This window comes from Ruegeria sp. CG1 (genome assembly GCF_056537265.1).
Genome location: NZ_JBQFRF010000004.1, coordinates 87,663 through 110,089, shown reverse-complemented (window position 1 = coordinate 110,089; position 22,427 = coordinate 87,663). Strand labels below are relative to the sequence as shown.

The following is a 22,427-nucleotide window of genomic DNA, read 5'->3' as shown; positions in this document are numbered from 1 at the left end:
ATGTCAGGGTCTGAACCTGAGCAAGAACCCGAGAAACCAACCTCGCTGGGTATCTACGACCGTCCGGCGCACCGTTCGGTCACCGAGATCGAGATTGCAGCAGTTGTTCTCAGCCTGATCTGGCTGGTGGTGTCGGTCGTGTTTCTGGTACTGCCCGGCGGGCAACAAGGAGGGTTCATCGTCACCTTCCTGGCGGTGTTCATGCCGGTCGCAATGATCTGGGTCGCAGCCCTTGCGATGCGCGCCAGCCGAGTGATGCGCGAAGAAAGCGCCCGCCTGCAGACAGCCATCGATGCGATCCGCAACAGCTATGTCGTTCAGCAACAACGCGCGGCCAGCACGTATGAGCCGACGGTCGGCAAGAAACTGGATGAAATCGCCGAAAGCGCAAAAAAGACCGAGAGCGCGCTGGCGACATTCTCGACCAATCGCGGTGAACCCGGGCGCACCCAAAGGCCCGCGCCGGACATGGCCAATCAGACTTCGTTGGAACTTGGCACCTCAGCGGAAGAAATTGCGCCCCCGTTGCCCACCGACATCTTTATCCGCGCCCTAAACTTCCCCGAGACGCAAAGCGATGCCGAGGGATTTAACGCGCTGCGGCTTGCATTGAAAGATCGCAAGACCTCGAAACTTGTGCAGGCCTCACAAGATGTTCTGACCCTTCTCAGCCAGGAAGGCATCTATATGGATGACCTGCGCCCCGATTTGGCCCGACCCGAAGTCTGGCGGCAATTTGCCCAAGGCGCGCGCGGGCGGTCGGTGGCTGCCTTGGGTGGCATTCGGGACCGTTCGTCACTGGCGCTGACTGCGGCGCGGATGAAACAGGATCCGATCTTTCGCGATGCCGCACACCATTTCCTGCGCCGCTTTGACCATATGATCGTCGAGTTCGAACCTAATGCCAGCGATGCCGAGCTTACAGCCCTGAGCGAAACCCGCACAGCGCGTGCCTTCATGCTGGTGGGGCGTGTCGCAGGGACGTTCGATTAAAGCCCAAAACTCCCGTAGGGTATGAACCTCACCAGATCGCCGGGCTTGATATCGCGGGCACCGTACTCGATTTCGACCAAGCCTTCGGCCCAGCTCAGCCCGCTGATCCGGCCAGATCCTTCCGAATGGAATACCTCGGCCTGTCCTTCACGGATGCGCGCCCGCAGGTATTCTCGACGACCCGGTTTCTTGTGCTTTTCGAACGCGGCGGGCACGTCGAAGCCTTGCGGCTCTTGCCATCCTGCACCCGCCAACAGGTTCAGTGCCGGGCAGGCAAAGATCAACGTGCAAACCAGTGCTGCCACCGGATTGCCCGGCAAGCCAAACACCGGCGTCTGATCCCACATGCCCAGCGCCATAGGCCGCCCGGGTTTTAGTGCGATGCGCCATTCCTGCATCGCCCCGGCCTCTCGCAACAAAGCCGAGACGTGATCTTCATCGCCGGCGGAGGCGCCGCCACTGGTAAGGATTACATCCACTTGCTGAGCCGCGCGATCCAAATGCTGTTTCAGCGCCGCGCGATCATCCTCGGCGCGCCCAAGATCAACCGATTTGAATCCAATCCGCTCGGCCAGTGACAGCAGCATCGGACGATTGGCATCATAAATCTGCCCCAGTCCGGCGCTGTCACCCGGCTCGACCAACTCATCCCCGGTCGATAGCACTCCGACCCGCAAAACCTTGCGGACGGAAACCTCAGCCAGACCAACCGCCGACAAAAGCGCCAGATCCGTTGGTGTTAAACGCCGCCCAATTGGCAAGGTCAGCGCGCCTTCAACCACGTCTTCGCCTGCCTTTCGCGTGTTCGCGCCCTGTTTCAACGGACCTCGGAATGCAATGTGCCCCTGATCAAAGGTCACATCCTCTTCCAATATGACCGTATTAACACCCTTTGGCAGTGCAGCTCCGGTAAGAATGCGTATCGCATGGCCCTCTGGGACCTCACCGTCAAAGGGTACACCCGCAGCCGCCCGGCCCTCTACCAAAGGCATGACACAGGGTCCGTCCGGCACCGGACCGGCAAATCCGTACCCATCGACAGCGGTGTTGGGCTGAGGCGGGTTTGATCGTTTGGCCGACACGTCCACCGCCAGAACTCGGCCCGCCGCCCGCATCACGGGCACGTTTTCAACCCCAGCTACCACCGACAATCTGTCTCGCAAAAGCGCCAGAGCCTCATCAACGGGTGTCCAGTTCACCCCTGCAGGCAAGGCGAAACAATCATTGCGCAAGGGCGGAGGTGAGATATCCGGCGTGCTCATAATCCGACCTCTTCCAGGATGAAATCTGCAATGGCCGCCGTATCATCCAGATCAAACACCGGGCAATCCAATTCCAAAAGCGTATCACTTGCAACCGCGCGAACCGTCTCATCATCCGTGGCGATCAGCGGATTTCCGGGTTCAGCGCGAAACGCTTCGATCTTGGAGTGACGCTCGCGTTTGAAGCCTTCGATTAACACCAGATCGACAGGAGACAACCGCGACAGCAAGATGTCCAGCTTCGGCTCGGGCGCACCGCGCAACTCCTGCATCAGTGCGATCCGCTGGCCGGATGCCAACAGCACTTCGGACGCACCCGCCGCGCGATGCCGCTGGCTGTCGGTACCCGGCTGGTCGACGTCGACGGAATGATGCGCATGTTTAACGGTGGAAACGGTATACCCACGTCCGGTGATTTCAGTCACCAGCCGTTCCACTAGGCCGGTTTTGCCCGCGTTTTTCCAACCGGTGACGCCGTAGACCCTCATACCTGCTCCAACAAGGTTTCAGCGCGGGCCAGATCATCGGGAGTGTTGACGTTGAAGAACGGATCAAACGGCTGGGCCGAAAACAGCGCCTCTCGCCCATCATGCTGGTCAGTCCACAGGACAACCTTGCGCAATCCAGCGTTCAACGCCTCCCTCAGATCATCGCGCAATACTACCGGCCAGAGCCCAAAGGTCGGATGCCGATTGATCCGCTTGCCGCCGCCGGATTTTAATGCCTCGTCACTCGTGCGCGGGGTGGTTGCCAGAACAAGGGGGTATTTCTGCCCTTCGGATGCGTGCACCAGTTGCGCCACAAGATCATGCGGAAAGAACGGAGTATCCGCCGCAACCGTCACGATAGATTGAGCGCCCTGTTCAGCGGCCCAATCAAGCCCGGCCAAAACACCGGCCAGCGGTCCTGCAAAGCCCTCGATCGAGTCCGAAACAACCGGCAAGTTCAAGCGGGCAAACCGTTCGGCATCGCCGTTGGCGTTCAAAGCCAGCCCGCCGACCTGAGGGCGTAGCCTGTCTATCACCCGATCCAGCAGGCTAACCCCGCCGATCTGCAACAGCCCTTTATCGCCGCCTCCCATTCGCGTTGCGAGGCCGCCTGCCAGAATAATCCCCAGCGGTTTTTGCGACTGTTCAGCCATCGGCACTTTTCCTGCGATGTTTTTTGTCCTCAATCGCCACGCTCGACGGATCAACATCGCGCACCAATCGGTCTTCGCCCGACAAACACACGAACCGCTGCCCGCGCATCCGGCCGATCAGAGTCAAACCGACCTCGCGCGCGATCTCGACACCCCAGGCGGTGAATCCCGATCGCGAAGCGAGAACAGGGATGCCCATCATTGCCGTTTTGATCACCATTTCCGAAGTCAAACGACCGGTCGTATAGAGGATCTTGTCAGACGCAGTCGCACCCTCGGAGAGCATCCAGCCTGCGATCTTGTCGACCGCGTTATGGCGGCCCACGTCTTCCATATAAACCAACGGGTGGCTTTCATGACAAAGCACCGTGCCATGGATGGCACCCGCCTCAAGGTACAGAGACGGGGTGCGGTTGATCTTGGACGCCAACTCATACAGCCACGAGGTGCGCACCGAGACCGGTGGCAGGCGCACGTCCTCTAGCCCCTCCATCATGTCTCCGAACACAGTGCCTACTGCGCAACCGCTGGTGCGGGTCTTCTTCTTCAGCTTGTCCTCGTATGAGGTCTCACGCGCGGTACGCACGACCACGGTTTCCAGATCGTCGTCATAGTCGACCCGAGTAATTTCATCATCTGCAAGCAGCATCCCCTGATTACGCAGAAACCCGAGCGCAAGGTATTCAGGATAGTCGCCGATGGTCATTGCCGTCACGATTTCCTGTGAGTTGAGGAAAATGGTCAGCGGGCGTTCCTCGACCACTGAGATCTGACTTATCTCACCATTCTGGTCCACACCCTCGACACCGCGCGTCAGGCGGGCAGCCCCCGGATCGGGCGCAATGAGGTAGTCTGACAGGTCGATCTCCGTGGCCAATTGCAACCCCTTCCCAAGACGGCTACTGCTGCTCGCGTCACCATAGGATTTAGCCATGGCCTCTGCCACATCCAAGTCGTACTTCTGGAAAGGTTTTCGCGACGGGACGCCGTTTATCTTCGTCGCCATGCCCTTTGGCCTTCTGTTTGGTGTTTTTGCCACAGAAGCAGGGCTGGATATCATCCAGACGATGGCCTTTTCCGCCACGGTGTTTGCCGGCGCCGCTCAGTTCACCGCATTGCAATTGCTCCAGGACAATACACCAACGGTTATCGTTCTGATCTCGGCCCTGGCTGTGAACCTGCGGGTGGCCATGTATTCGGCTTCACTGACCCCTTATCTGGGGGCGGCTCCGCTGTGGCAACGGGCCCTTGGAGCCTATCTTATTGTTGATCAGTCTTACGCCTGTTCGATTGTCCGATTCGAGAAAGAACCGGATATGTCCGTGCCTCAGCGCATGGCGTACTTTGTCGGCTCGGTCACGCCGATCACGCCGCTTTGGATACTCGCCACTTATCTGGGTGCTGTTCTGGGGGCGCAGATTCCGGAAAGCTGGGCTCTGGATTTTGCGCTGCCGATCACGTTCTTGTCCATGATCGGACCGATGATGCGCACCATGGCGCATGTTGCAGCCGCGCTGGTGGCGATTGTTGTCGCCCTGCTCTGCGTGGCAGTGCCGTTCAATCTTGGACTGTTGATCGCAGGGATAGCCGGGATGATGGCAGGTGCACGGGCTGAATTGATGTTAGAGCGGAAAAAGTCATGACGCAGATCGACCCGACAACCATGTGGATCATCATCGTAGGTCTGGCGATAGGCAGCTATCTTCTGCGCTTTACCTTTATCGGGCTGGTTGGCGACCGCCCGATGCCGCCCTGGCTTCTGCGGCACCTGAGGTACACAGCAGTGGCGATTCTGCCTGCCCTGATCGCACCTTTGGTAGTCTGGCCCACGGCCACCGAAGGACAACCGGATATGCCGCGCATGGCGGCTGCGGCAGTTGCGTTGACGGTGGGAATTGTGACGAAGAACGTCATAGCGGCCATCTTTTCAGGGGCCGCCACGCTTTACGGTCTGCTGTACCTAGTTGGTTGAGACCGCTTCAAGCTGATTGAGGCGCGCATTGTTTTCCGCCAGCCCCTGCTGAAGATCAGCCGAGTCATTCTCACGATAGTCCGTGGTGACAACGCCTGGAATCTGACCAAACTGATCGGATAGCTTCACCGGGTAGAATGTTGTTTTGATTTGCTCGAACCCCGGGACCTGTTGCAGCAATTGCGAGGTCGAATTTGCACAAAAAGCCTGCGAAACCGGGCCCATCTGCTTGGCCAATTGCAGCGCGCTCTCGGCCTGCTGTGGCGTCACTTCGATCGTCTGAATACGGGCATAATGCGTCTCGCGCGCATGACTGCTACGATAGGCGCGTTCAACATTTGGCGTGATGCCATAAAGGACATCATTCTTGATCGGCACCACATCCGCCCGGAACGATCCGGCAGGATCAAATATGACCCGCTCGCTGCCGCTGATCATCAGCGACGTGTGTGCCCCCGATCCGGTGCGCGTGCTGATCATCGTATAGAGCGTCAGTGTCGATGGCCCCGGATCACGATAGGACCGAGCCACGATTTCCGAGGGATCAGCCTGCGGGCGCTGCGATCCCGCGCAACCCGCAACTGTCACTGCCAGCAGGCAGGCAATCAGAATCCTGAACAAGAGATGCGCCTCGTGTACCGTTTAGGCCGCAAAGACCGCCAGGAACAGGCAAAGGAGTACAATTGCCACCACGCACCACGTGGTGAATTTGATGAAACCGTCAAAGGTTTTTGTTTGAACGGTGATGTCCATCTCGCCGTGCTTGTGATCAGCCATGTTTATTAGAATCCCAATTCGCGTATTTGAAATGTTGGATAATGCAAAACTCAGGGCCTGTCACGACGTCATTCGCGCGCAGTTGGTCCAAAAATCGTGCAGCCTGGATAACCAAACCCCCAGCGCCAGGGCAACCCGCTGCAGGGACCACCCCCAAAACGCACGGCCAGAAACATCGCCTCGGAGGTGATCGAATGAACCGAGCGGATTTGATCCGGCGTCATATCATAGCGTTCGGCATATTCATCAGCATGGCTTTCGCCGTGGGTTTTGACACAGGTGCGCAGCGCGTCATCGGCAGCGAGCCGGGCGTCAAAGCTGGCCTCGGCCTGCGATGCGCCGCCTGCGTTGTAATAGGCGCGATCGTGAGTAACGCAGCAGTACTCCCATGGCGGGTGTTCTTCATAAAGCAGACTGAACTTCGGAAAGGTCTCGGCAACCATACGCCAGCTGGAAGATAATCCGCCCGAACAGCCATCCGTTTCAAAGGGGGTCAGTTCAGCGCCTTCTATCGTGTCGGCCAACGCCCGGTGAGCGGGCATTTCCACGCTACGCATCAGGTCCTGCGCAGCTGCAGGCAGCGCGCAACAGGCCAGAAGGGCGGCCAGTCTATGGTTCCGCATCACGCATCTCGGCAGTATCAATGGACAATCCGAATGTCGTCGCCAACCATAGCATCAGACGCTCGCCCGGTCCCATCTCGGCACGAACACGCAGTACTTCGCGAGCCATGGCAGGACGATCGGTGATCAGCCCGTCGACCCCCATCGATGCCATGGCCGACATCTGTAGCGGGTCATTCACCGTCCATACATAGATGTCCTTGCCCGCCTCATGGACCGAGCGGATCAGACCCGGAGATACCGTCGCCGCGTTTACGGCCACAAAATCGCCCTCAAGCCCCGACAGATTGCCGATGGCGGTTGCGGCCAGAACGCCTGCCCGCCAATCGGGGCGCAGCGCTTTCATCTTCTGTACTGCCGGGTATTTCAGCGACATGGTGGCGATGTCGTCCTGCATCCCCATCTCTTCGACAATTGTGGCGACTCGGTTTTCCAGGTCGACGTCATGGCCATAGTATTTCAGCTCGATGATGACCTTGGATTTGCCCTTCGCAGCTTCCAGAACATCGCGCAGCGTGGGCGTCCGTTCCGAGGCATATTCGGGGCCGAACCAACTGCCGATATCGATCTCGGCCACATCCTCCATGGTCGCGTCCCAGACCTTGAGCGGCACACCAGCCAGTTTCATGAAATCGCTGTCATGCGCGATGATGACCACACCATCCGCGGTCTCCTGAACGTCGATCTCAACCCAATCGGCGCCATCTTCGATAGCCTTCAACACTGCCGCCATGGTATTTTCCGGCCTTATCGCCGCCGCACCTCTATGACCAATGACATCCGCATGATCGGGGGCCTGAATGCGGACCAGCAACTCCTGCCCGGACCAGAGCCCGATCAGCAGGGCGATTGCCGCGCCACCGACCACAGCGTAAAGCGGCGCGCGCAGGTTGCCTGGTTCGGGATGAGGGACCTCTCGGCCTTGTGTGTCGAAGAACCCATCCAGCAGAACCGCCAATGCTCCCAGAGCGACGGCTGCAAGCACAAGCCCAGCCAGCGACCAGAGGCCCGCTACGATCATACTGAAGATCAGCGCAAAGCGCAGGTTCGTGCTTTCCTGCAACGGTACCAGATCGAACAACAGTCCGGCCACAAAGGCAATCAGTGCGGCGATCACGAGACGCATCGCAAGCCAAAGGCCAAGCTCGATCTTGAGGCGACCGCGTTTGCCTTCCATTCGATCCGTGCTGGCGGAGAAGGCCTCGGCGGGTTTGCAGCCCTCAAATAATACAAGATGCAGCGACAGCGCCCAGGCCGAGAGCCTGCGGATCAGAACCCAAGCCAGACACAGCACCACAAATCCGATCAGCACTACCGCCACCCAGAATGAAGGCGGGTGGAAGGTGAGGTAATAGTTGATGTCGTATTCAGTCAGCATCCACCAGGCGATCAGGCCAGCCACGGCGACAAAAGGCAGCGCAAGTACCAGCACACGCAAAATGAACCGTGCGGCAAAGCCGAAAAGCGCAGGTAAACGCGTCAGGATCAACCGGATGGAAGCACTGCCCGCGCGCCAAGGGTCACGCTCACCCATCCGCAATGATCCGGCCATGACCGAGAAGACAAAGACCTCGGCCAGTAAGAACAGGCTGAGAACTACAACCGCCGCGATGAAGCCCGCTGGTGACAGCAGGAACATCGCAATGTCCTGATCCGTCAGCGCCGATTGATCAGACAATGAGACAGCAAGATTGACGGCGATGGCAACGCCCGGAGCGATCAGTGCAACCAGCAGCAACCGGACGGCGACATAAACAGGCACAAACACGCGCCGCCGCGCCCATGCGCCCCGGTAGGCAGTTGTAACGGCTGAGAAATTGGTCACGCGGTTGCCTCCTGAATGGTCTATCCATTCAAGGCTGCGTAAGTGTGAATTGCAAGAGTGGGCGTCAGCTTTCTTCCAGATCAGCCGCCAGCCGGAAACCAATGCGGTTGGCTGGTTTATCCTCGATCGATTTCGGCAAGGCACGCAGCATCACATTCAACTGGCTGACATGCTGGACGAGCTGCGTTTTGGCGCCGCCTCCGTCCGAGCCATAGAAGGTAATCACATCCGGATCGAAATAGCCCATGCCCTCGATCCGCATTACACCGGCATCACCACCGGTGAATCCCATGGCAACCTCGTGATCGCCATCCAGAGTCTTCTCGAAATTCTGAATATACATGATCAGCCGCTCATAGGCCCATTGAGCAGGGCTTTTGCTTTCGACCGGCTTTTGCAATGGCTTGGGCAAGTCCTTGTTCCCCGATGCCGCTTCAGGGTTGGCGTGTACCTCATAGCACCGCGGCAACGCCGCAGATTCCGCTGCCTCGGCTGAGGTTTCGATCTTGTCCATTGCTCTACCCTTTGCGCTGATATTCCCAAGCTCCGTCCGCGCGCCGCGTCCGGGTGACCGCTCCAATGTGGTAGAGATGGTTCATATGTGCAACCGCCTCGACCAGCGCGAGGCCGTATTCCCCGCCCCTGATCTGGCGCTTGAACAGCGGGGCAAAGCACTCGGCGGCGGTTTTGGGTTGATCGAGATCGTTCAGCAGACGCTCAAGCGCGCCGTGGTGGTTATCGATCAACTGCCGCATGCGGATCGGCAACCCGGTGAACGGCAGTTTGTGCCCGCCCAAAACCAAATGATCGGGCCGGGCCAGCGGTTGCAGGCGTTCGCACGCCTCCAACCAGTCGGCCACCGGATCGGCCATCGGCTCGGTGGCATAGACGCCCAAGTTGGAACTGATCGAACTGAGGATCTGATCACCGGTCAGCACCAGATTGTCCTCGCGGCTCCAGAAGGTGCAATGCTCGGGCGCATGGCCGTTGCCCATGTGAACATCCCAGTCGCGGCCACCCATGCGGATCACGTCGCCCTGTTTGACACGGGTAAATCCCAGCGGCATAGGGTACACGGCGTCGGCAAAGTTGAACGGACGCTCGGCCATCCGACCGGCCAGCACGTCCGGATCCATCCCCGCGCTGCGGTAATAATCCAACGTTTCCTTCGGCCAATTCTCTTGCACATCCAGCGTCAGCATACGTGCGAACAACCATGCGGTACGACTGGTGACCAGTTCTGCACCATGCTCGGACTGGAACCAGCCCGCATTGCCGACATGGTCAGGATGGTGATGAGTCACGACAACGCGACGGACGGGTTTGCCAGCCAATGGCCCTTCCATCAGGGCCTGCCAGATTCCCCGTGTTTTCTTTGAAGAAAGCCCTGTGTCGACTATGGTCCAGCCGTCGCCATCATCAAGTGCATAGACATTCACATGATCCAGCGCCATCGGCAAAGGCAGCCTAATCCACAGAACTCCTTCTGCAACTTCGACCCATTCGCCAGGAGCGGGTGGTTCCTCCCACGGATATCGCATCACTTGCGGAGCCTCGCCATCCTTCAAACCGCCAGTTCCTCTGGGCTGAGGGCATAGAGGTCATCCGCCCCGTTCTGCGCCTGCGCAAGCAAGCCCGTATGTTCAGGCAGCAGCACATTAATATAATAACGTGCCAACTTGGCGCGCGGTCCATCGGGATCGGCTAGCGCCGCTGATAGATGGTAATGCCCGCCCAGAACCCGCGCGAACGCTTTTAGATACGAAGCCGCGCCAGCAAACCGGTTGTTCATATCCGATTGAGCAACGAGCCACTCCGTCGCTTCCCGCAGCGACTCGGAAGCTTCCCAAACAGGACCAGCAAGTTCAGGCAACGTGGCGCGCGCCTTCTCGGCTTGATCCTCGATCTCATCCAGAAGGTTCGAGGCCGCCTCACCCCCATCCATCATCTTGCGCGCTACGAGGTCCATGGCCTGAATACCATTGGTGCCCTCGTAGATCGCGGTCACACGGACATCGCGATAATATTGTGCAGCACCAGTTTCTTCGATGAAGCCCATGCCACCATGCACTTGAACGCCGGTCTCGGAAACGCGCATGCCGGTCTCGGTGCCAAAAGCCTTGCAGATCGGCGTCAGCAGCGCCGCACGTGCCGCCCAATCGGCCTCACCCGTGGCCTGCGCCAAGTCGATTGCAGCTGCATTGGCCAGCATGATCGCCCGCGCCGCAAACACATCCGCGCGCATCGACATCAGCATCCGCCGCACATCCGCGTGGTCGATGATGGTGCCCGAGGGCGTCTTGCCCTGTTTACGCTCCAACGCATAGGCCAGCGCATGCTGGTAGGCCCCTTCGGCGACACCCACACCTTCGCCGCCAACGCCCAAACGCGCGTTGTTCATCATGGTGAACATCGCGGCCATGCCGCCATGTTCCTTGCCGACCAGCCAACCCTTGGCCCCGTCATATTGCATCACGCAGGTCGGCGAGCCGTGCAGGCCCATCTTGTGTTCCAGCGAAACCACCTTGAGGTCATTGGCCACGCCGGGGTTGCCGTTCTCGTCGGGGATGTATTTCGGCACCAGAAACAGCGAAATCCCTTTGGTTCCCGGAACACCGTCTGGCAGACGGGCCAGAACCAGATGGCAGACATTCTCGGCAAAGTCGTTGTCGCCCCATGAGATATAGATCTTCTGCCCGGTCACCGAATAGGTGCCATCGCCGTTATCCTCGGCCTTCGAAGTCAGCGCGCCCACATCCGATCCGGCCTGCGGTTCGGTCAGGTTCATGGTGCCTGACCACTCTCCCGCCATCATCTTGGGCAGATAAAGCGCTTTCAGTTCATCGCTTGCGTGATGCTCCAGCGCCTCGATCTGGCCTTGGGTCATCAACGGAGCGAGTTGCAGCGACAGGCAAGCGGCGCTCATCATCTCGTTCACGGCGGTGGTCATGGTCATTGGCAGGCCCATGCCGCCATATTCGGGATCACCGCTCATCCCGATCCAGCCGCCTTCGGCAATCGCCCTCCAGCCCTCGGCATAGCCCGGAGAGGTCCTCAGCACGCCGTTCTCCAGCCGCGCGGGTTCCAGATCACCAGGGCGCTGAAGCGGGGACATGATTTCTTCGCACATCTTCCCGGCTTCGGTCAGAATGGCGCTGACCACATCCTCGCTGGCTTCCGAGAACTTTTCGGTCGCGGCGATCTGGTCAAAGCCGATCACGTTGCGGAACAGGAATTCATAGTCTGAGATCGGGGCGCGATAGGGCATGGTTTCCCTCTGGTTCTGGCAAGTTGTCAGCGTGGGGTTGGAATCCCGGCCCCACGCCGGTATTCATCTGGGCTGGCACGATTACCTACCGTTACCTGAACTGCAAGCAACCAAAACGCGGCGTCACGATCCATGACCCTTCTCGGTACTCAAGACTTACCAGCAAACGCCGACGGGCTCGCCAAGGCCGCTGACCTGTTGCGACAGGGGCTGCTGGTCGCTTTCCCGACCGAGACCGTCTATGGACTGGGTGGCGATGCACGGAACGGCGAGGCTGTGGCCGCGATCTATGAAGCCAAGGGGCGACCCAGTTTTAACCCACTGATCGCCCATGTCGCCTCAACCGAGACCGCAAAACGCTTCGTCGAATGGACCGATCAGGCTGATTTGTTGGCTGATGCCTTCTGGCCCGGACCGTTAACTCTGGTTCTTCCTCTGCGCCCCGATCACGGGATTTCGTCGCTGGTCACAGCTGGCTTGGATACTCTGGCCGTTCGCGTGCCTGCGCATCCCACAGCGCACGCTTTACTGACCGCTTTTGACGGTCCTGTGGCAGCCCCATCGGCCAACCCCTCTGGTCAGATCAGCCCAACGACGGCGGCCCATGTCCGAGCGGGGCTGGAGGGACGCATAGCCGCAGTTCTGGACGATGGGCCGTGCGGTGTCGGGCTTGAGTCCACTATTGTGGGTCTGGCCGGCACCCCTGCCTTGTTGCGTCCAGGTGGTGTCGCATTGGAACAAATCGAAGAGGTTCTAAAGGCAGAACTGCATCACCACCAACCCGGCGATCTGCTTACTGCGCCGGGGCAGTTGCAATCCCATTACGCGCCGGACGCGCCGGTGCGGCTGAACGCCCGGTCACGGCAGGGGGACGAGGTGTTGCTGGGTTTTGGTCCTGTTGATTGTGATCTGAACCTCTCCAGCACCTGCAACCTGCCCGAGGCCGCCGCCAGCCTGTTTGCCGCCCTTCACAAACTTAACGATACCGGTCGGCCAATCGCCGTATCACCAATTCCCCATCACGGATTAGGTGCGGCCATCAACGACCGTCTACGCCGCGCAGCAGCCCCTCGCGATTAGGCGCGGCCTGCACTGGCTGATAGGGTCAGCGGATCGACACCAAGCGTAGCCAAAGCCGCCTCCCATTTCTCGTCATCAGGGACATCAAAGACCAGTTTCGACGACGCATCAGTCGTTAACCAACCATTCATCGCGATCTCATCTTCCAACTGACCCGGCCCCCAGCCGGAATAACCTAAAGTCAGCATCGAATTCAGCGGCCCCTTGCCCGAGGCCAGATCCTCGAGCACATCCAGCGTTGCGGTCATGCTGAAATCTTCGGAAATCTGCATAGAATGCAGATTCGCCTCATAATCTGCGCTATGCAGGACAAAGCCACGCGACATCTCGACCGGGCCGCCAAACTGCACCAGCCGTTCGCCAATTACAGGTATCCGACACGGAATGTTGAGCTGTTCCAGCAAGGTCTTGATCCTCAAGTCCGAGGGCTTGTTCACGATCAATCCCATCGCGCCGTCATCACCATGGCTGCAGATATAGACGACCGAATGCTCGAATCGCGGGTCGCCCATTCCGGGCATCGCAATCAACAGTTTTCCCGTAAGGTCCATCAGCAGATATCTCTTGCGCCATAGGATATCCCTAGAATGACCCTGTGAACCGGGGAATGGCAAGGGATCAGCCGGGATTTCCGTGCATTTCACAGAAGTGACCGGAACGTGACTTGGCAATCCCGACCGGAATGCGCATGTTCTGCATATGAAAGCGCTTTGCAAATCTGCTGCAGCCGTGTTGGCCGTCAGCCTTTGTTTTGGTGCCCCCGCCACTGCGCAGGGGGTTGATAATCTGGTTCAGCTTGAGGTGTTGGACGGCGGCAAAACCGCCGAAGGTACCTATCAGGGGGCCTTGCGTCTAAAGCTCAAGGACGGGTGGAAGACCTATTGGCGCGCACCCGGCGATGCGGGCATTCCGCCACAGTTTGATTGGAAAGGCTCTCGCAATATTGCAGACATAGCCTTCACGTGGCCCGCGCCGCATGTGTTTGATCAGAACGGGCTGCGCTCGGTCGGGTATGAGGATCAACTTGTACTGCCCGTCGAAATCACGCCTAAGAACCCTGCCAAACCCGTGCGTTTGCGCGGCGAGATGGACTTGGGCGTGTGTAAGGATGTCTGCGTGCCGGGTCGGTTGCAATTCGATCACACAATGGATGCCGACGCTGCACGCAATCCGGCCATCGCCGCAGCCCTCGCCCAGCGCCCGTTTTCTGAACGCGAAGCAGGCGTGGCGGATGCGACGTGCCAATTGACTCCCACTGCAGACGGAATGCGGATCGAGGCGCGTATCACCATGCCTTCAGCGGGCGGGTCCGAATTCGCCGTCATTGAACCAGGAAACCCGGCACTCTGGGCATCGCAGCCCGATACACGCCGTCAGGGCAACACCCTGATCGCAAGCTCGGAGATTATCGGTGCCTCCGGCGGGCCATTTGCGCTGGATCGGTCCGAAGTGCGCATCACGGTTCTGGGGGCAAACCACGCTGTCGATATCCAAGGATGCAGCGCAGGCTGACCGGATGAGCCAGACCCCAAAGATCGGTGCCTTGGCTGTCGTGCTGCACGATGGCCAGGTACTTTTGGTGCAACGCAGCAAGCAACCCGATCAGGGGCTGTGGGGTTTTCCAGGCGGCCATGTTGAATGGGGTGAAACGGTTCTGGACGCCGCCACCCGCGAGCTGCGGGAAGAGACCGGTGTGATTGCTGAGCCTTTGGTCTATCTCGACAATCTCGACCTTTTGCTGCGCGATGATAGCGGGCAGACCCGGGCGCACTACCTGCTGGTCGGAGTTGCGTGTCGCTATGTAACCGGCACGCCTGTCGCTGCAGACGACGCGCAGGACGCTCAGTGGTTTCCGGTGGACCAGATCACCAGCGGCGACCTGCCAATGAGCGACCGCGTTCCCGATCTTTTGCGGCGAGCTTTAGAGATGGATCAAGCCTCGACCCGATCCGACAAGCGCGCATAAAGCACGCTGGACAGAACGACACCCAACAGCAGGATTACGGTCGCACCCGCCACGAATACACCAAAGCCCATTTGCAGCACACTTGGACCTTCGGCGGCTGGGTAGAGACCCGAGATCAGCGCCAACGGCGCACCTGTCACTACGGGCCAGATCATCGAGGCCCCCAGCCAGATCGCCAACGCTGCGCCCGTTGCGCGCACGGCATTGCGCACCACCCTGTCCGGCGCGCGCAAGGCCCGTCTCATCGATGTCATCGGGCGTGAGATGTCGTTCAGGATGGCCAGCAACGCAGGCACCAGCAGCAGGATCAGGGCCATGCCAAAGCCCAGCCCATAGACCAGTGTGATCACGGTCGGTTTCAAAAACTGCGCCTGCTGCGAACTTTCGTACATCAAGGGCGTCAGCCCCAGTACCGTGGTCAGCGTGGTCAGCATCACAGGCCGCAAACGATCTGCCGTACCTTCTACGATTGACGGCACCAACCCGCGCTCTTTCCGGTATCCGTCGATTGTGGTCACCAGAACAATCGAGTCGTTGATGATGATCCCGGTCATGCCCAACAGGCCGACGACGGTGAACATGCTTAACGGCACGCCCCACAGGTAATGCCCCCAGATCGCGCCCACGAGGCCAAAGGGAATGATCGCCATGACCACCAAGGGCCTTGTCCAACTGGCAAAGACCCAAGCCAAAACCAGATAAATTCCGGTCAGACACAGGATCAGGCCTGTGCGGGCCTCGGATAGGAATTCATCCTCCTGCTCACTCAGGCCAGCCATGCGCCATTCGACCTGCCGTTCGGCGGCGATGTTTGGCAATATCTCTTCGCGCATGGCGCGGGCGATTTCGGCAGCCTGCGCCGGGTCGTCCTCGGAAATATCACCATTCACCGAGATGACCCGCAGACCATTTTCGCGCCGGACGGTCGAGAAACCCGATTTACGCTCGACCGAGACGATATCGGCGAGCGGGACATAAACGCCATCAGGCGTCCGCATCAGCGTGCGTTCCAGGAAATCGGCGGTCAGTTCGCCCTCGGGCAGTTCGATCCGAATCTCGGTGCTGCGTGGACCATCTGGGAAGGTCGCGGCCTCAATCCCGTTGAGCCGGTTTCGCAATACGCGGCCAAGTGTCTCGATGCGGAAACCCAGCGCCTGACCCTGCGCAGTCAGGTCCAGAATGAACTCTTCCTTGTCATAAGCGAGGTTATCTTCGAGCGCAGAAACTTCCGAGTATTTCGCAAGTTCCGCCTGCAGGTCCTCAGATGCAGATTTCAACGTGTTCACATCCGCACCGTAGAACTGCACGTCAATCGCATCACCACCCGGACCAGAACGCCAACCACGGAAGCTGAGCAACTCGACCTTCGGGTGGCGCGGAACAAAATCCTGCAGCTCGCCCACAAATTCAAAGCTGGAATAGGGGCGCAGGTCAGCGTCGATCAGCTCGATCGAGATGCCGCCCAGTAGATCGTCATCCTTGCCATCCGCCGCGCGCAGCCCCCATCCGGCCGAACCGCCAACCTCGGCTAGAACGTATTCGATCGGGTTGCGGCCATGGCGTTCTTCGTAAACCTGACCCAGTTCTTCCGTGGCTTTCTGGACCATGCGCATCATTTCCAGCGTCTCAGCGCGCGTCGCCCCTTCGACCATGATGAAATTGCCAGTGACCGAACCGCGTTCCGGTGCGTTGAAGAACCGCCAATTCACGTCGCCCCGAATGAACAGAGCAATCTGGCTGGCCAGAATCACTACCATCAGTGCAACAACCACATACCGTGCCCAGACCACCCACGCGACCAACGGGCGGAACAGGTGGTCGCGCACCCAGCGGAAGCCCTTGTTCACAACCCGGTTGGGCCAGTCATACCAATGCTCCTTAGCCGAATGCGCGATGGCATGGGCCATATGGTTCGGCAGGATCAGGAAGCATTCGATCAATGAGGCAATCAGGACAGCGATAACGGTGAACGGGATGTCTCGGATCAGCTCTCCGAAGCGGCCACCGATGGCGGTGAGACCAAAGAAGGCGATGACCGTGGTCACTGTTGCAGCAAACACCGGCATCGCCATTCGGCGGGCAGCGCGTTCTGCGGCGACGATTGGCGCTTCGCCCAAACGGCGGGCACGGAAATCGGCGTGCTCTCCCACGACGATGGCGTCATCAACCACGATGCCCAAGGTAATAATCAAACCGAACAGAGACACCATGTTCAGCGACAACCCGCCCAGATACATCAGCGCAATCGCCGCAGACATTGCCACCGGAATACCGGCAGCCACCCAGAAAGCGATGCGGGCGTTCAGAAACAGGAAGAGTAGACAAACCACCAGCCCAAGCCCAACCAGCCCATTGTCGACCAGAATATCTAGTCGGTCGGTGATCGCTTGTGCGCGGGTGCGGATCAGCTCAATCGTGATACCTTCGGGCAGGCTGGCCTGCATCTCGGCCACGACATCCTCGACATCGCGCTGAATTCCGATGGCATCGCCCAAATTGGACCGGTCGACGCGGATCGACATCGCCGGATTGTCGCCGACGAAATAGCTGCGGTTGCGCGTGACCCCCTCGACCCGGATTTCCGCCACATCGCCCACAACCAGCTTTGAACCATCGGCAAAGTTGCGCAGGGCGATACCCTCGATCTCTTCCGGGGTGCGTTTCTCAACGCCAGTCCGAATACGCGCATTGGCACCTGTGACATCGCCCGCAGGGTTCGCGGTGACTTCTGCCGCGATGGCCTCGGCAATGTCCGAAAGCGAGATATCATTGGCGATCAACTGTGCGGTGGGGACTTCGACCACCACACGCGGCGCGGCCAGTCCCCGGATCGTGGTGCGCGTGACACCAACTGCAAACAGGCGGCTTATCAATTCATCGGTGAATTTGGCCAGTTGTTCAGCTTCGATGGGCCCCGTGATGACCACATCCGTGACACGATCCCGCCAAGCGCCGCGCCTGATGGTTGGTTCCTCGGCGTCTTCGGGCAGGTTGGTGACGCTATCGACGGCGGTCCGGACCTCCTCAACCGCGCGAGACATGTCCCAGTTCGGCTCAAACTCCAGCCGGACCTGCGCCGTTCCCTCGCGTGAGGTCGATTCCGTGCTGGCAACGCCCTCAACCGCCAAAAGCGCAGGTTCCAGCAATTGGATGATGCCATTGTCGACATCCTCGGGGCCTGCGCCGTCCCATTGGACATTCACATCGACGCGTTCGAGAATCACATCAGGAAAGAACTGTGCCCGCATGTTGGGGATCGCGGCGGCCCCCAGCACCAGCATGATCAGCAGCAACAGATTGGCCGCAGTCCGGTGCCGGGTGAAATAGCTGAGGATACCGCCCGCCGCGTTGGGAATGTCGCGGATCATCGCGCTTAGCCCCCGGCCCGGTTGTCATCAAGACGGCGTATTAGGGTGGCGGGCACTTTGGCCTCGCTCAACTGGCCCAATACTTGGGCTTTGTCTTCCTGAGACATCGCATCACTGGCCTCGACCTGAGCCACAAGCTGAGCGCGCTTTTCGTCCGAAAGCTCGACCATGCCTGGATCAGTTTCAGCGTTCGCCTCAATCCGTAGGGGCCGCACACGTACACCCGAACCCAGCAGAGGCGTCCGGCCAATCACAACCTCGCGGCCTTCCAGGCCTTCACCACGCAAAAGCACCTCATCGCCCTGACGACGGATCAATTGCACAGCCAACGGTTCCAGCCGGTCATCGGGGCCGAGAACAAGCACGTTGCCCGTGGCGTCCAGAACCGAGGATGGCAGACGGACCACATTATCGAGCGGCTGTTCTTCAATCGAAACGGTGACAAAATCCCCCGGCTTGAATCCCGGCGCGTCGTCGAGTCGCGCATAGATCAGACGCCCGGTTTGCCCTTCACCCGCCGCGCCGCTATCGCGACTGATCCGGCCGGTGGCAGTGAGATCGGTCCCCGTGACCTCAAGCGATACAGTCACCGGGGCTGAGATCAGATCACCCTGCGCGTTCAGCAACCGCACGAATTGCGCGGTGGATACCCGAAACGCGACCTCAAGCGCATTGGGGTCGACGAGTTCGGCCAGCTTTTCGTTGGCCGCGACCAACCTGCCTTCAACCAAAGTAACCTCGGTCAGCGTACCATCAAACCCGGCATGGATCGTCATATCCTCCAGGTCACGCTCGGCCCCTTCCAACGCGATACGAGCCCGCGCAAACAGGGTTGTTGCTTGATCCACCCGGGATTCGGCCTGCGCCAGAGCGATCCTGCGTGCGAGAACTGCCTGATGAGCCGATGTTGCGGCCAGTTCCGCTTCTTCGACGCTTGCAGCAGCCCCGACACCTCGCGTCTGCAGGTCCTGCTGGCGCTGCAGCGCCCGGTCGCGAAGTTCGGCCTGTGCCTCGGCTGATTTCAACTCATCCTGCGCCAACAGCAGCGAGCGTTCGGCGTCCCGCTCTTCAAACTGGGCATCCAGAAGATCGGATTTGGCACGGTCCAGAGCCGATTGCATATCGGCTGGGTCCAGTTCGACCAGCAATTCTCCCGCCGTTACGGTACCGCCATCTTCAAAGTCTTCGGCCAGTGATACAACGCGCCCACCCAAGGCCGCGCGCAGCTCTAACCGGCGGCGGCTTTGAATCTGGCCAAACGCTTCCAGATAAGGAGTGACGGTTTCCGGCTCGGCGGTTCGTACGGTAACGGCGAATATGCGTTCCCGCGCCTCAGGTGCCTGATTGTCCCGCGTCAGCACATCCTGAACCGCGCCCGAGATCATTTGTGCGGCAACGATCAGCAGGCCCAGCGTCAGAAACGCCAGGAAGACCCCAACAAGGCTTTGCCGCAGAAATCGCATCGGTCACTCACCTTTGGTCGCACATGCTGCCTTCCGCAAAGGTAGCCGGGTCGCAAAAAATGCCAAGCCACAAAGCGGTTATGATCCATTAAACGCAGAACCAGTCTACTTCCGTCGCAGGTGTTCGTCCAATCTGGGCATTATTTCAACGAAATTACAGGGCCGGTGGCGATAATCGAACTGCTTCTCCAAAATCGCATCCCAAGCGTCTTTGCAGGCACCCGGGCTGCCCGGCAACGCAAACAGATAGGTTCCGCCTGCAACTCCGCCTGTGGCGCGGGACTGCACGGCAGAAGTACCTATCTTTTCCATAGACACGATGGTGAAAACGGTGCCAAACGCTTCGATCTCTTTTTCATAAACGTCCCGGTGCGCCTCGACTGTAACATCGCGACCCGTCAGACCTGTGCCGCCGGTCGAGATCACGACGTCGATTTCAGGATCCGCGATCCAACTGCGCAATTGCTCGGCAATCTGGGCGCGTTCGTCCTGAATGATCTTGCGGTCCGCCACTGAATGTCCAGCCGTTTCGATCCGGTCGACAAGCGTCTGGCCCGAGCGGTCGTCGTCCAGCGAGCGAGTATCCGACACAGTCAGAACCGCAATGCGGACGGGGATGAACTCAATGCTTTCATCAATGCGCGACATATGTCGTCAAGCCCTTTCCATAATGGCAAGCCGGATGGCAAGAGCCGCGAATATCCCGCCCGTGACCCATCCAATGATACGTGAAGCGCGTGGGTTTGAGATCAAAATGCGCCCTGCTCCGCCCGCAAAGATACCGACCACCCCATTCACCAGAATGCTGCCCAAGGTGATAATTGCACCAAAGGTTAGGAATTGCAGCAGAACCGGGCCGTTTGCTGGGTCCACGAACTGAGGGATAAAGGCCAAAACAAACAGAATGACCTTGGGATTGGTCAGGTTCACCAGCAACCCCTCGCGAAACGCGAAATGAGCAGGCTTGATTGCTGCATCGTCCGACACTGCCCCTTTCCGGATTGCGCCCCATGCAAGGGCCAACAGATAAGCAACGCCCATCCACCGGATAACGTCAAACAGCCAAGGCAAGGCTGATACCAACGCCCCAAGTCCAAGCCCCGCCAGCAAAACTTGCACCATCAGACCCGTCGAAACACCGAGGCTGGCCATCATCGCTGGGCGTGACCCGGACCGTAACCCTTGCCCGAAACAGAACATCATGTCAGCGCCGGGTGTAAAATTCAGCACCAGTGCGGCTGGGATGAAGGCCATCAATGTCACTGTCTCGATCACGTTGTTACCTTGAACCAATGTGGTTTCGGACCCAGATTGGCAATCTGAGACCGCCCCAGCATGCCGCGATATCCCCAGCTGTCGTGGATATGACCGCAAAAGACAAAATCGGGTTGGATTCGTTCAACCGCGTCCCGAACTGCGGTCGAGCCGACCGACACATCTTGAGATGTCACATCCCCATATCCTTTTGGCGGAGAGTGCGCGATCAGAACATCCGCAGCCTCGCACCGGTCCAGCAGTTCCGATGCTTCAGCTTCAGTAAGATCGCAGGACCAGTCTCCAAAAGGCGTCACCGGCACGCCGTAGCCCAGCCCGAACAGGCGCAGACCATCCAATGTCATGCCCGTCCCGTGCAGAACATGCGCGCCTTCGGGCGCAGCGGCTGTCAGTTCCTCGGCGCTCTCAGCGTTGCCCGGCACCAGGATCAGCGGCGCTGCAATGCCCGACAGCATCTGCATCGCTTCATTCAGGCCCCGCCGCGCATTGCAAAAATCCCCCGCTCCGATGACAAGATCAGCCTCGGCGCTGGCGACCACCAGATCAGCGGCCCGGTTGCGCGCCATATGAAGATCGGAAAACGCCAGAACTCTCATCCCGCGCCTCTCAGCCGTGCTTGCAGGTCCAGCAGATCGGCCCAGGCCTGTCGCTTCATCTGCGGTTGACGCAGCAGGTAGGCCGGGTGGAACATCGGGATGACCGGCAGGTTCAGCGCCTGATCCCATTTCCCGCGCAGCCGCGTGATACCGCGTTTGCCCAGCAAGGCCTGACAGCTAATATTGCCCATCACCACCAGCACCTCGGGCTTGGCCAACGCCACATGCCGCTCCAGAAACGGCTTCATCATGCCAATCTCTTCCGGCTTGGGATCGCGATTCTGCGGGGGCCGCCACGGCAACACGTTGGTAATGTAGACATTCTCGCGCCGATCCAGATCAATCGCGGCCAGCATCCGGTCCAGCAATTGCCCAGCGCGCCCGACAAAGGGCTTACCTTCGCGATCCTCATCACGGCCGGGCGCTTCGCCGATGATCATTACCCGTGCACCGGGGGTGCCATCAGCAAACACCAACTGCCGCGCGCCGCGTTTGAGGTCGCAAAGATCAAACGCCTCCATCGCCGCACGCAAATCGACGAGCGATCCAGCGGTTTTCGCCGCCTGTTTTGCAACAGCTGCGGCATCGACCGGCTCTGGTTTTTTCGCAGGTTCAACCGCAGCTGGTTTCTTAGCCTTGGCCGCTTTGTCCGGCAACGCATAGCGATCCACCGGCGCGTCGCCGATCGCCTCGGTTGCGCCCAGCTCGATCTGCCATTCCAGCAGCGCCCGCGCGGTATGATGGTCCAAGCCCGATTCCATAACCCTCAATCTAACCAGCTTTTGACCGAGGGAAAGCGAATAGACCTTGCCATGGCA

At 59.4% G+C, this 22,427-nt stretch carries 24 protein-coding genes; 6 read left to right on the top strand and 18 right to left on the bottom strand.

Annotated elements, in window-relative coordinates; all coding sequences use genetic code 11:
* Positions 1-993 carry a hypothetical protein gene (locus ACR0AU_RS12855; RefSeq protein ID WP_170733561.1) on the top strand — a complete coding sequence of 331 codons (993 nt, stop codon included), beginning with the start codon at positions 1-3 and terminating at the stop codon, positions 991-993.
* On the opposite strand, the gene ACR0AU_RS12850 is transcribed toward ACR0AU_RS12855, so the two are convergent.
* Genes ACR0AU_RS12850 through ACR0AU_RS12835 form a run of 4 tightly spaced genes read right to left on the bottom strand, consistent with a single transcriptional unit; the run spans position 990 to position 4,279 of the window.
* Positions 990-2,255 (bottom strand): molybdenum cofactor synthesis domain-containing protein, encoded by a 1,266-nt coding sequence (locus ACR0AU_RS12850; protein WP_480795773.1) that lies wholly within the window; start codon positions 2,253-2,255, stop codon positions 990-992. The two genes, ACR0AU_RS12855 and ACR0AU_RS12850, sit on opposite strands and share 4 nt — an antisense overlap.
* Entirely contained in the window at positions 2,252-2,743 is a 492-nt protein-coding gene (mobB, locus tag ACR0AU_RS12845; RefSeq protein ID WP_480795772.1) for a molybdopterin-guanine dinucleotide biosynthesis protein B, read from the bottom strand. Before mobB ends, ACR0AU_RS12850 begins: the two co-directional genes overlap by 4 nt.
* Positions 2,740-3,396, bottom strand: a complete 657-nt coding sequence (mobA, locus tag ACR0AU_RS12840; protein WP_480795771.1) for a molybdenum cofactor guanylyltransferase MobA — start codon at positions 3,394-3,396, stop codon at positions 2,740-2,742. Before mobA ends, mobB begins: the two co-directional genes overlap by 4 nt.
* On the bottom strand, positions 3,389-4,279 hold the full coding sequence (locus tag ACR0AU_RS12835) for a formate dehydrogenase accessory sulfurtransferase FdhD (protein WP_170733640.1): 891 nt from the start codon (positions 4,277-4,279) through the stop codon (positions 3,389-3,391). Before ACR0AU_RS12835 ends, mobA begins: the two co-directional genes overlap by 8 nt.
* Before the next feature lie 49 nt (positions 4,280-4,328).
* On the opposite strand from ACR0AU_RS12835, the gene ACR0AU_RS12830 reads away from it, so the two are divergent.
* Together ACR0AU_RS12830 and ACR0AU_RS12825 are read left to right on the top strand one after the other, a co-directional pair.
* Positions 4,329-5,039 carry an AzlC family ABC transporter permease gene (locus tag ACR0AU_RS12830; RefSeq protein ID WP_480795770.1) on the top strand — a complete coding sequence of 237 codons (711 nt, stop codon included), beginning with the start codon at positions 4,329-4,331 and terminating at the stop codon, positions 5,037-5,039.
* Positions 5,036-5,368, top strand: a complete 333-nt coding sequence (locus ACR0AU_RS12825) for an AzlD domain-containing protein (protein WP_170395711.1) — start codon at positions 5,036-5,038, stop codon at positions 5,366-5,368. Before ACR0AU_RS12830 ends, ACR0AU_RS12825 begins: the two co-directional genes overlap by 4 nt.
* Here ACR0AU_RS12825 and ACR0AU_RS12820 read toward each other — a convergent pair.
* The 7 genes from ACR0AU_RS12820 to ACR0AU_RS12790 form a co-directional block, all read right to left on the bottom strand.
* Positions 5,357-5,989: a hypothetical protein gene (locus tag ACR0AU_RS12820; protein WP_170733557.1), complete on the bottom strand. Its 633-nt coding sequence runs from the start codon at positions 5,987-5,989 to the stop codon at positions 5,357-5,359. The genes ACR0AU_RS12825 and ACR0AU_RS12820 overlap by 12 nt on opposite strands.
* A gap of 21 nt (positions 5,990-6,010) precedes the next feature.
* Complete coding sequence (locus ACR0AU_RS12815; protein ID WP_170395707.1) at positions 6,011-6,145, bottom strand: aa3-type cytochrome c oxidase subunit IV; 135 nt, start codon at positions 6,143-6,145, stop codon at positions 6,011-6,013.
* Between the two features lie 68 nt (positions 6,146-6,213).
* Complete coding sequence (locus tag ACR0AU_RS12810) at positions 6,214-6,768, bottom strand: hypothetical protein (RefSeq protein WP_170733556.1); 555 nt, start codon at positions 6,766-6,768, stop codon at positions 6,214-6,216.
* On the bottom strand, positions 6,755-8,593 hold the full coding sequence (locus ACR0AU_RS12805) for a glycerophosphodiester phosphodiesterase (RefSeq protein ID WP_170513839.1): 1,839 nt from the start codon (positions 8,591-8,593) through the stop codon (positions 6,755-6,757). The genes ACR0AU_RS12810 and ACR0AU_RS12805 overlap by 14 nt, the downstream gene beginning before the upstream one ends.
* 64 nt (positions 8,594-8,657) lie before the next feature.
* Positions 8,658-9,107 (bottom strand): DUF6173 family protein, encoded by a 450-nt coding sequence (locus ACR0AU_RS12800; protein ID WP_170395701.1) that lies wholly within the window; start codon positions 9,105-9,107, stop codon positions 8,658-8,660.
* A gap of 4 nt (positions 9,108-9,111) precedes the next feature.
* Positions 9,112-10,134 carry an MBL fold metallo-hydrolase gene (locus tag ACR0AU_RS12795; protein ID WP_480795847.1) on the bottom strand — a complete coding sequence of 341 codons (1,023 nt, stop codon included), beginning with the start codon at positions 10,132-10,134 and terminating at the stop codon, positions 9,112-9,114.
* A 23-nt stretch (positions 10,135-10,157) separates the two neighbouring features.
* On the bottom strand, positions 10,158-11,861 hold the full coding sequence (locus ACR0AU_RS12790) for an acyl-CoA dehydrogenase family protein (RefSeq protein WP_170612830.1): 1,704 nt from the start codon (positions 11,859-11,861) through the stop codon (positions 10,158-10,160).
* Positions 11,862-11,993: 132 nt separating this feature from the next.
* Between ACR0AU_RS12790 and ACR0AU_RS12785 the strand changes: the two genes are divergently transcribed.
* Positions 11,994-12,941, top strand: coding sequence for an L-threonylcarbamoyladenylate synthase (locus ACR0AU_RS12785; RefSeq protein WP_170612828.1), 948 nt, complete (start codon positions 11,994-11,996; stop codon positions 12,939-12,941).
* Here the strand turns inward: ACR0AU_RS12785 and ACR0AU_RS12780 are convergent.
* A complete protein-coding gene (locus ACR0AU_RS12780; RefSeq protein WP_170395693.1) occupies positions 12,938-13,492 on the bottom strand; it encodes a YqgE/AlgH family protein in 555 nt (184 codons plus the stop codon). The two genes, ACR0AU_RS12785 and ACR0AU_RS12780, sit on opposite strands and share 4 nt — an antisense overlap.
* 148 nt (positions 13,493-13,640) lie before the next feature.
* Between ACR0AU_RS12780 and ACR0AU_RS12775 the strand changes: the two genes are divergently transcribed.
* Both ACR0AU_RS12775 and ACR0AU_RS12770 read left to right on the top strand, forming a co-directional pair.
* Complete coding sequence (locus tag ACR0AU_RS12775; protein WP_170733553.1) at positions 13,641-14,453, top strand: protein-disulfide reductase DsbD domain-containing protein; 813 nt, start codon at positions 13,641-13,643, stop codon at positions 14,451-14,453.
* Positions 14,454-14,457: 4 nt separating this feature from the next.
* The gene (locus ACR0AU_RS12770) at positions 14,458-14,907 is read left to right on the top strand and encodes an NUDIX hydrolase (RefSeq protein ID WP_170612826.1); all 450 of its coding nucleotides are present in this window, start codon (positions 14,458-14,460) and stop codon (positions 14,905-14,907) included.
* Here ACR0AU_RS12770 and ACR0AU_RS12765 read toward each other — a convergent pair.
* The 6 genes from ACR0AU_RS12765 to ACR0AU_RS12740 all read right to left on the bottom strand — a co-directional run bounded on the left by ACR0AU_RS12765 (position 14,874) and on the right by ACR0AU_RS12740 (position 22,370).
* A complete protein-coding gene (locus ACR0AU_RS12765; RefSeq protein WP_480795769.1) occupies positions 14,874-18,275 on the bottom strand; it encodes an efflux RND transporter permease subunit in 3,402 nt (1,133 codons plus the stop codon). The genes ACR0AU_RS12770 and ACR0AU_RS12765 overlap by 34 nt on opposite strands.
* 5 nt (positions 18,276-18,280) lie before the next feature.
* Complete coding sequence (locus tag ACR0AU_RS12760; protein WP_480772010.1) at positions 18,281-19,738, bottom strand: efflux RND transporter periplasmic adaptor subunit; 1,458 nt, start codon at positions 19,736-19,738, stop codon at positions 18,281-18,283.
* Positions 19,739-19,843: 105 nt separating this feature from the next.
* Positions 19,844-20,386 carry a molybdenum cofactor biosynthesis protein B gene (gene moaB, locus ACR0AU_RS12755; protein ID WP_170408382.1) on the bottom strand — a complete coding sequence of 181 codons (543 nt, stop codon included), beginning with the start codon at positions 20,384-20,386 and terminating at the stop codon, positions 19,844-19,846.
* A 6-nt stretch (positions 20,387-20,392) separates the two neighbouring features.
* Entirely contained in the window at positions 20,393-21,013 is a 621-nt protein-coding gene (locus tag ACR0AU_RS12750; protein ID WP_170733550.1) for a LysE family translocator, read from the bottom strand.
* Positions 21,010-21,609 (bottom strand): metallophosphoesterase, encoded by a 600-nt coding sequence (locus ACR0AU_RS12745; RefSeq protein WP_170733549.1) that lies wholly within the window; start codon positions 21,607-21,609, stop codon positions 21,010-21,012. Before ACR0AU_RS12745 ends, ACR0AU_RS12750 begins: the two co-directional genes overlap by 4 nt.
* A complete protein-coding gene (locus ACR0AU_RS12740; protein ID WP_170514155.1) occupies positions 21,606-22,370 on the bottom strand; it encodes a uracil-DNA glycosylase in 765 nt (254 codons plus the stop codon). Before ACR0AU_RS12740 ends, ACR0AU_RS12745 begins: the two co-directional genes overlap by 4 nt.
* Positions 22,371-22,427 lie beyond the last annotated feature (57 nt).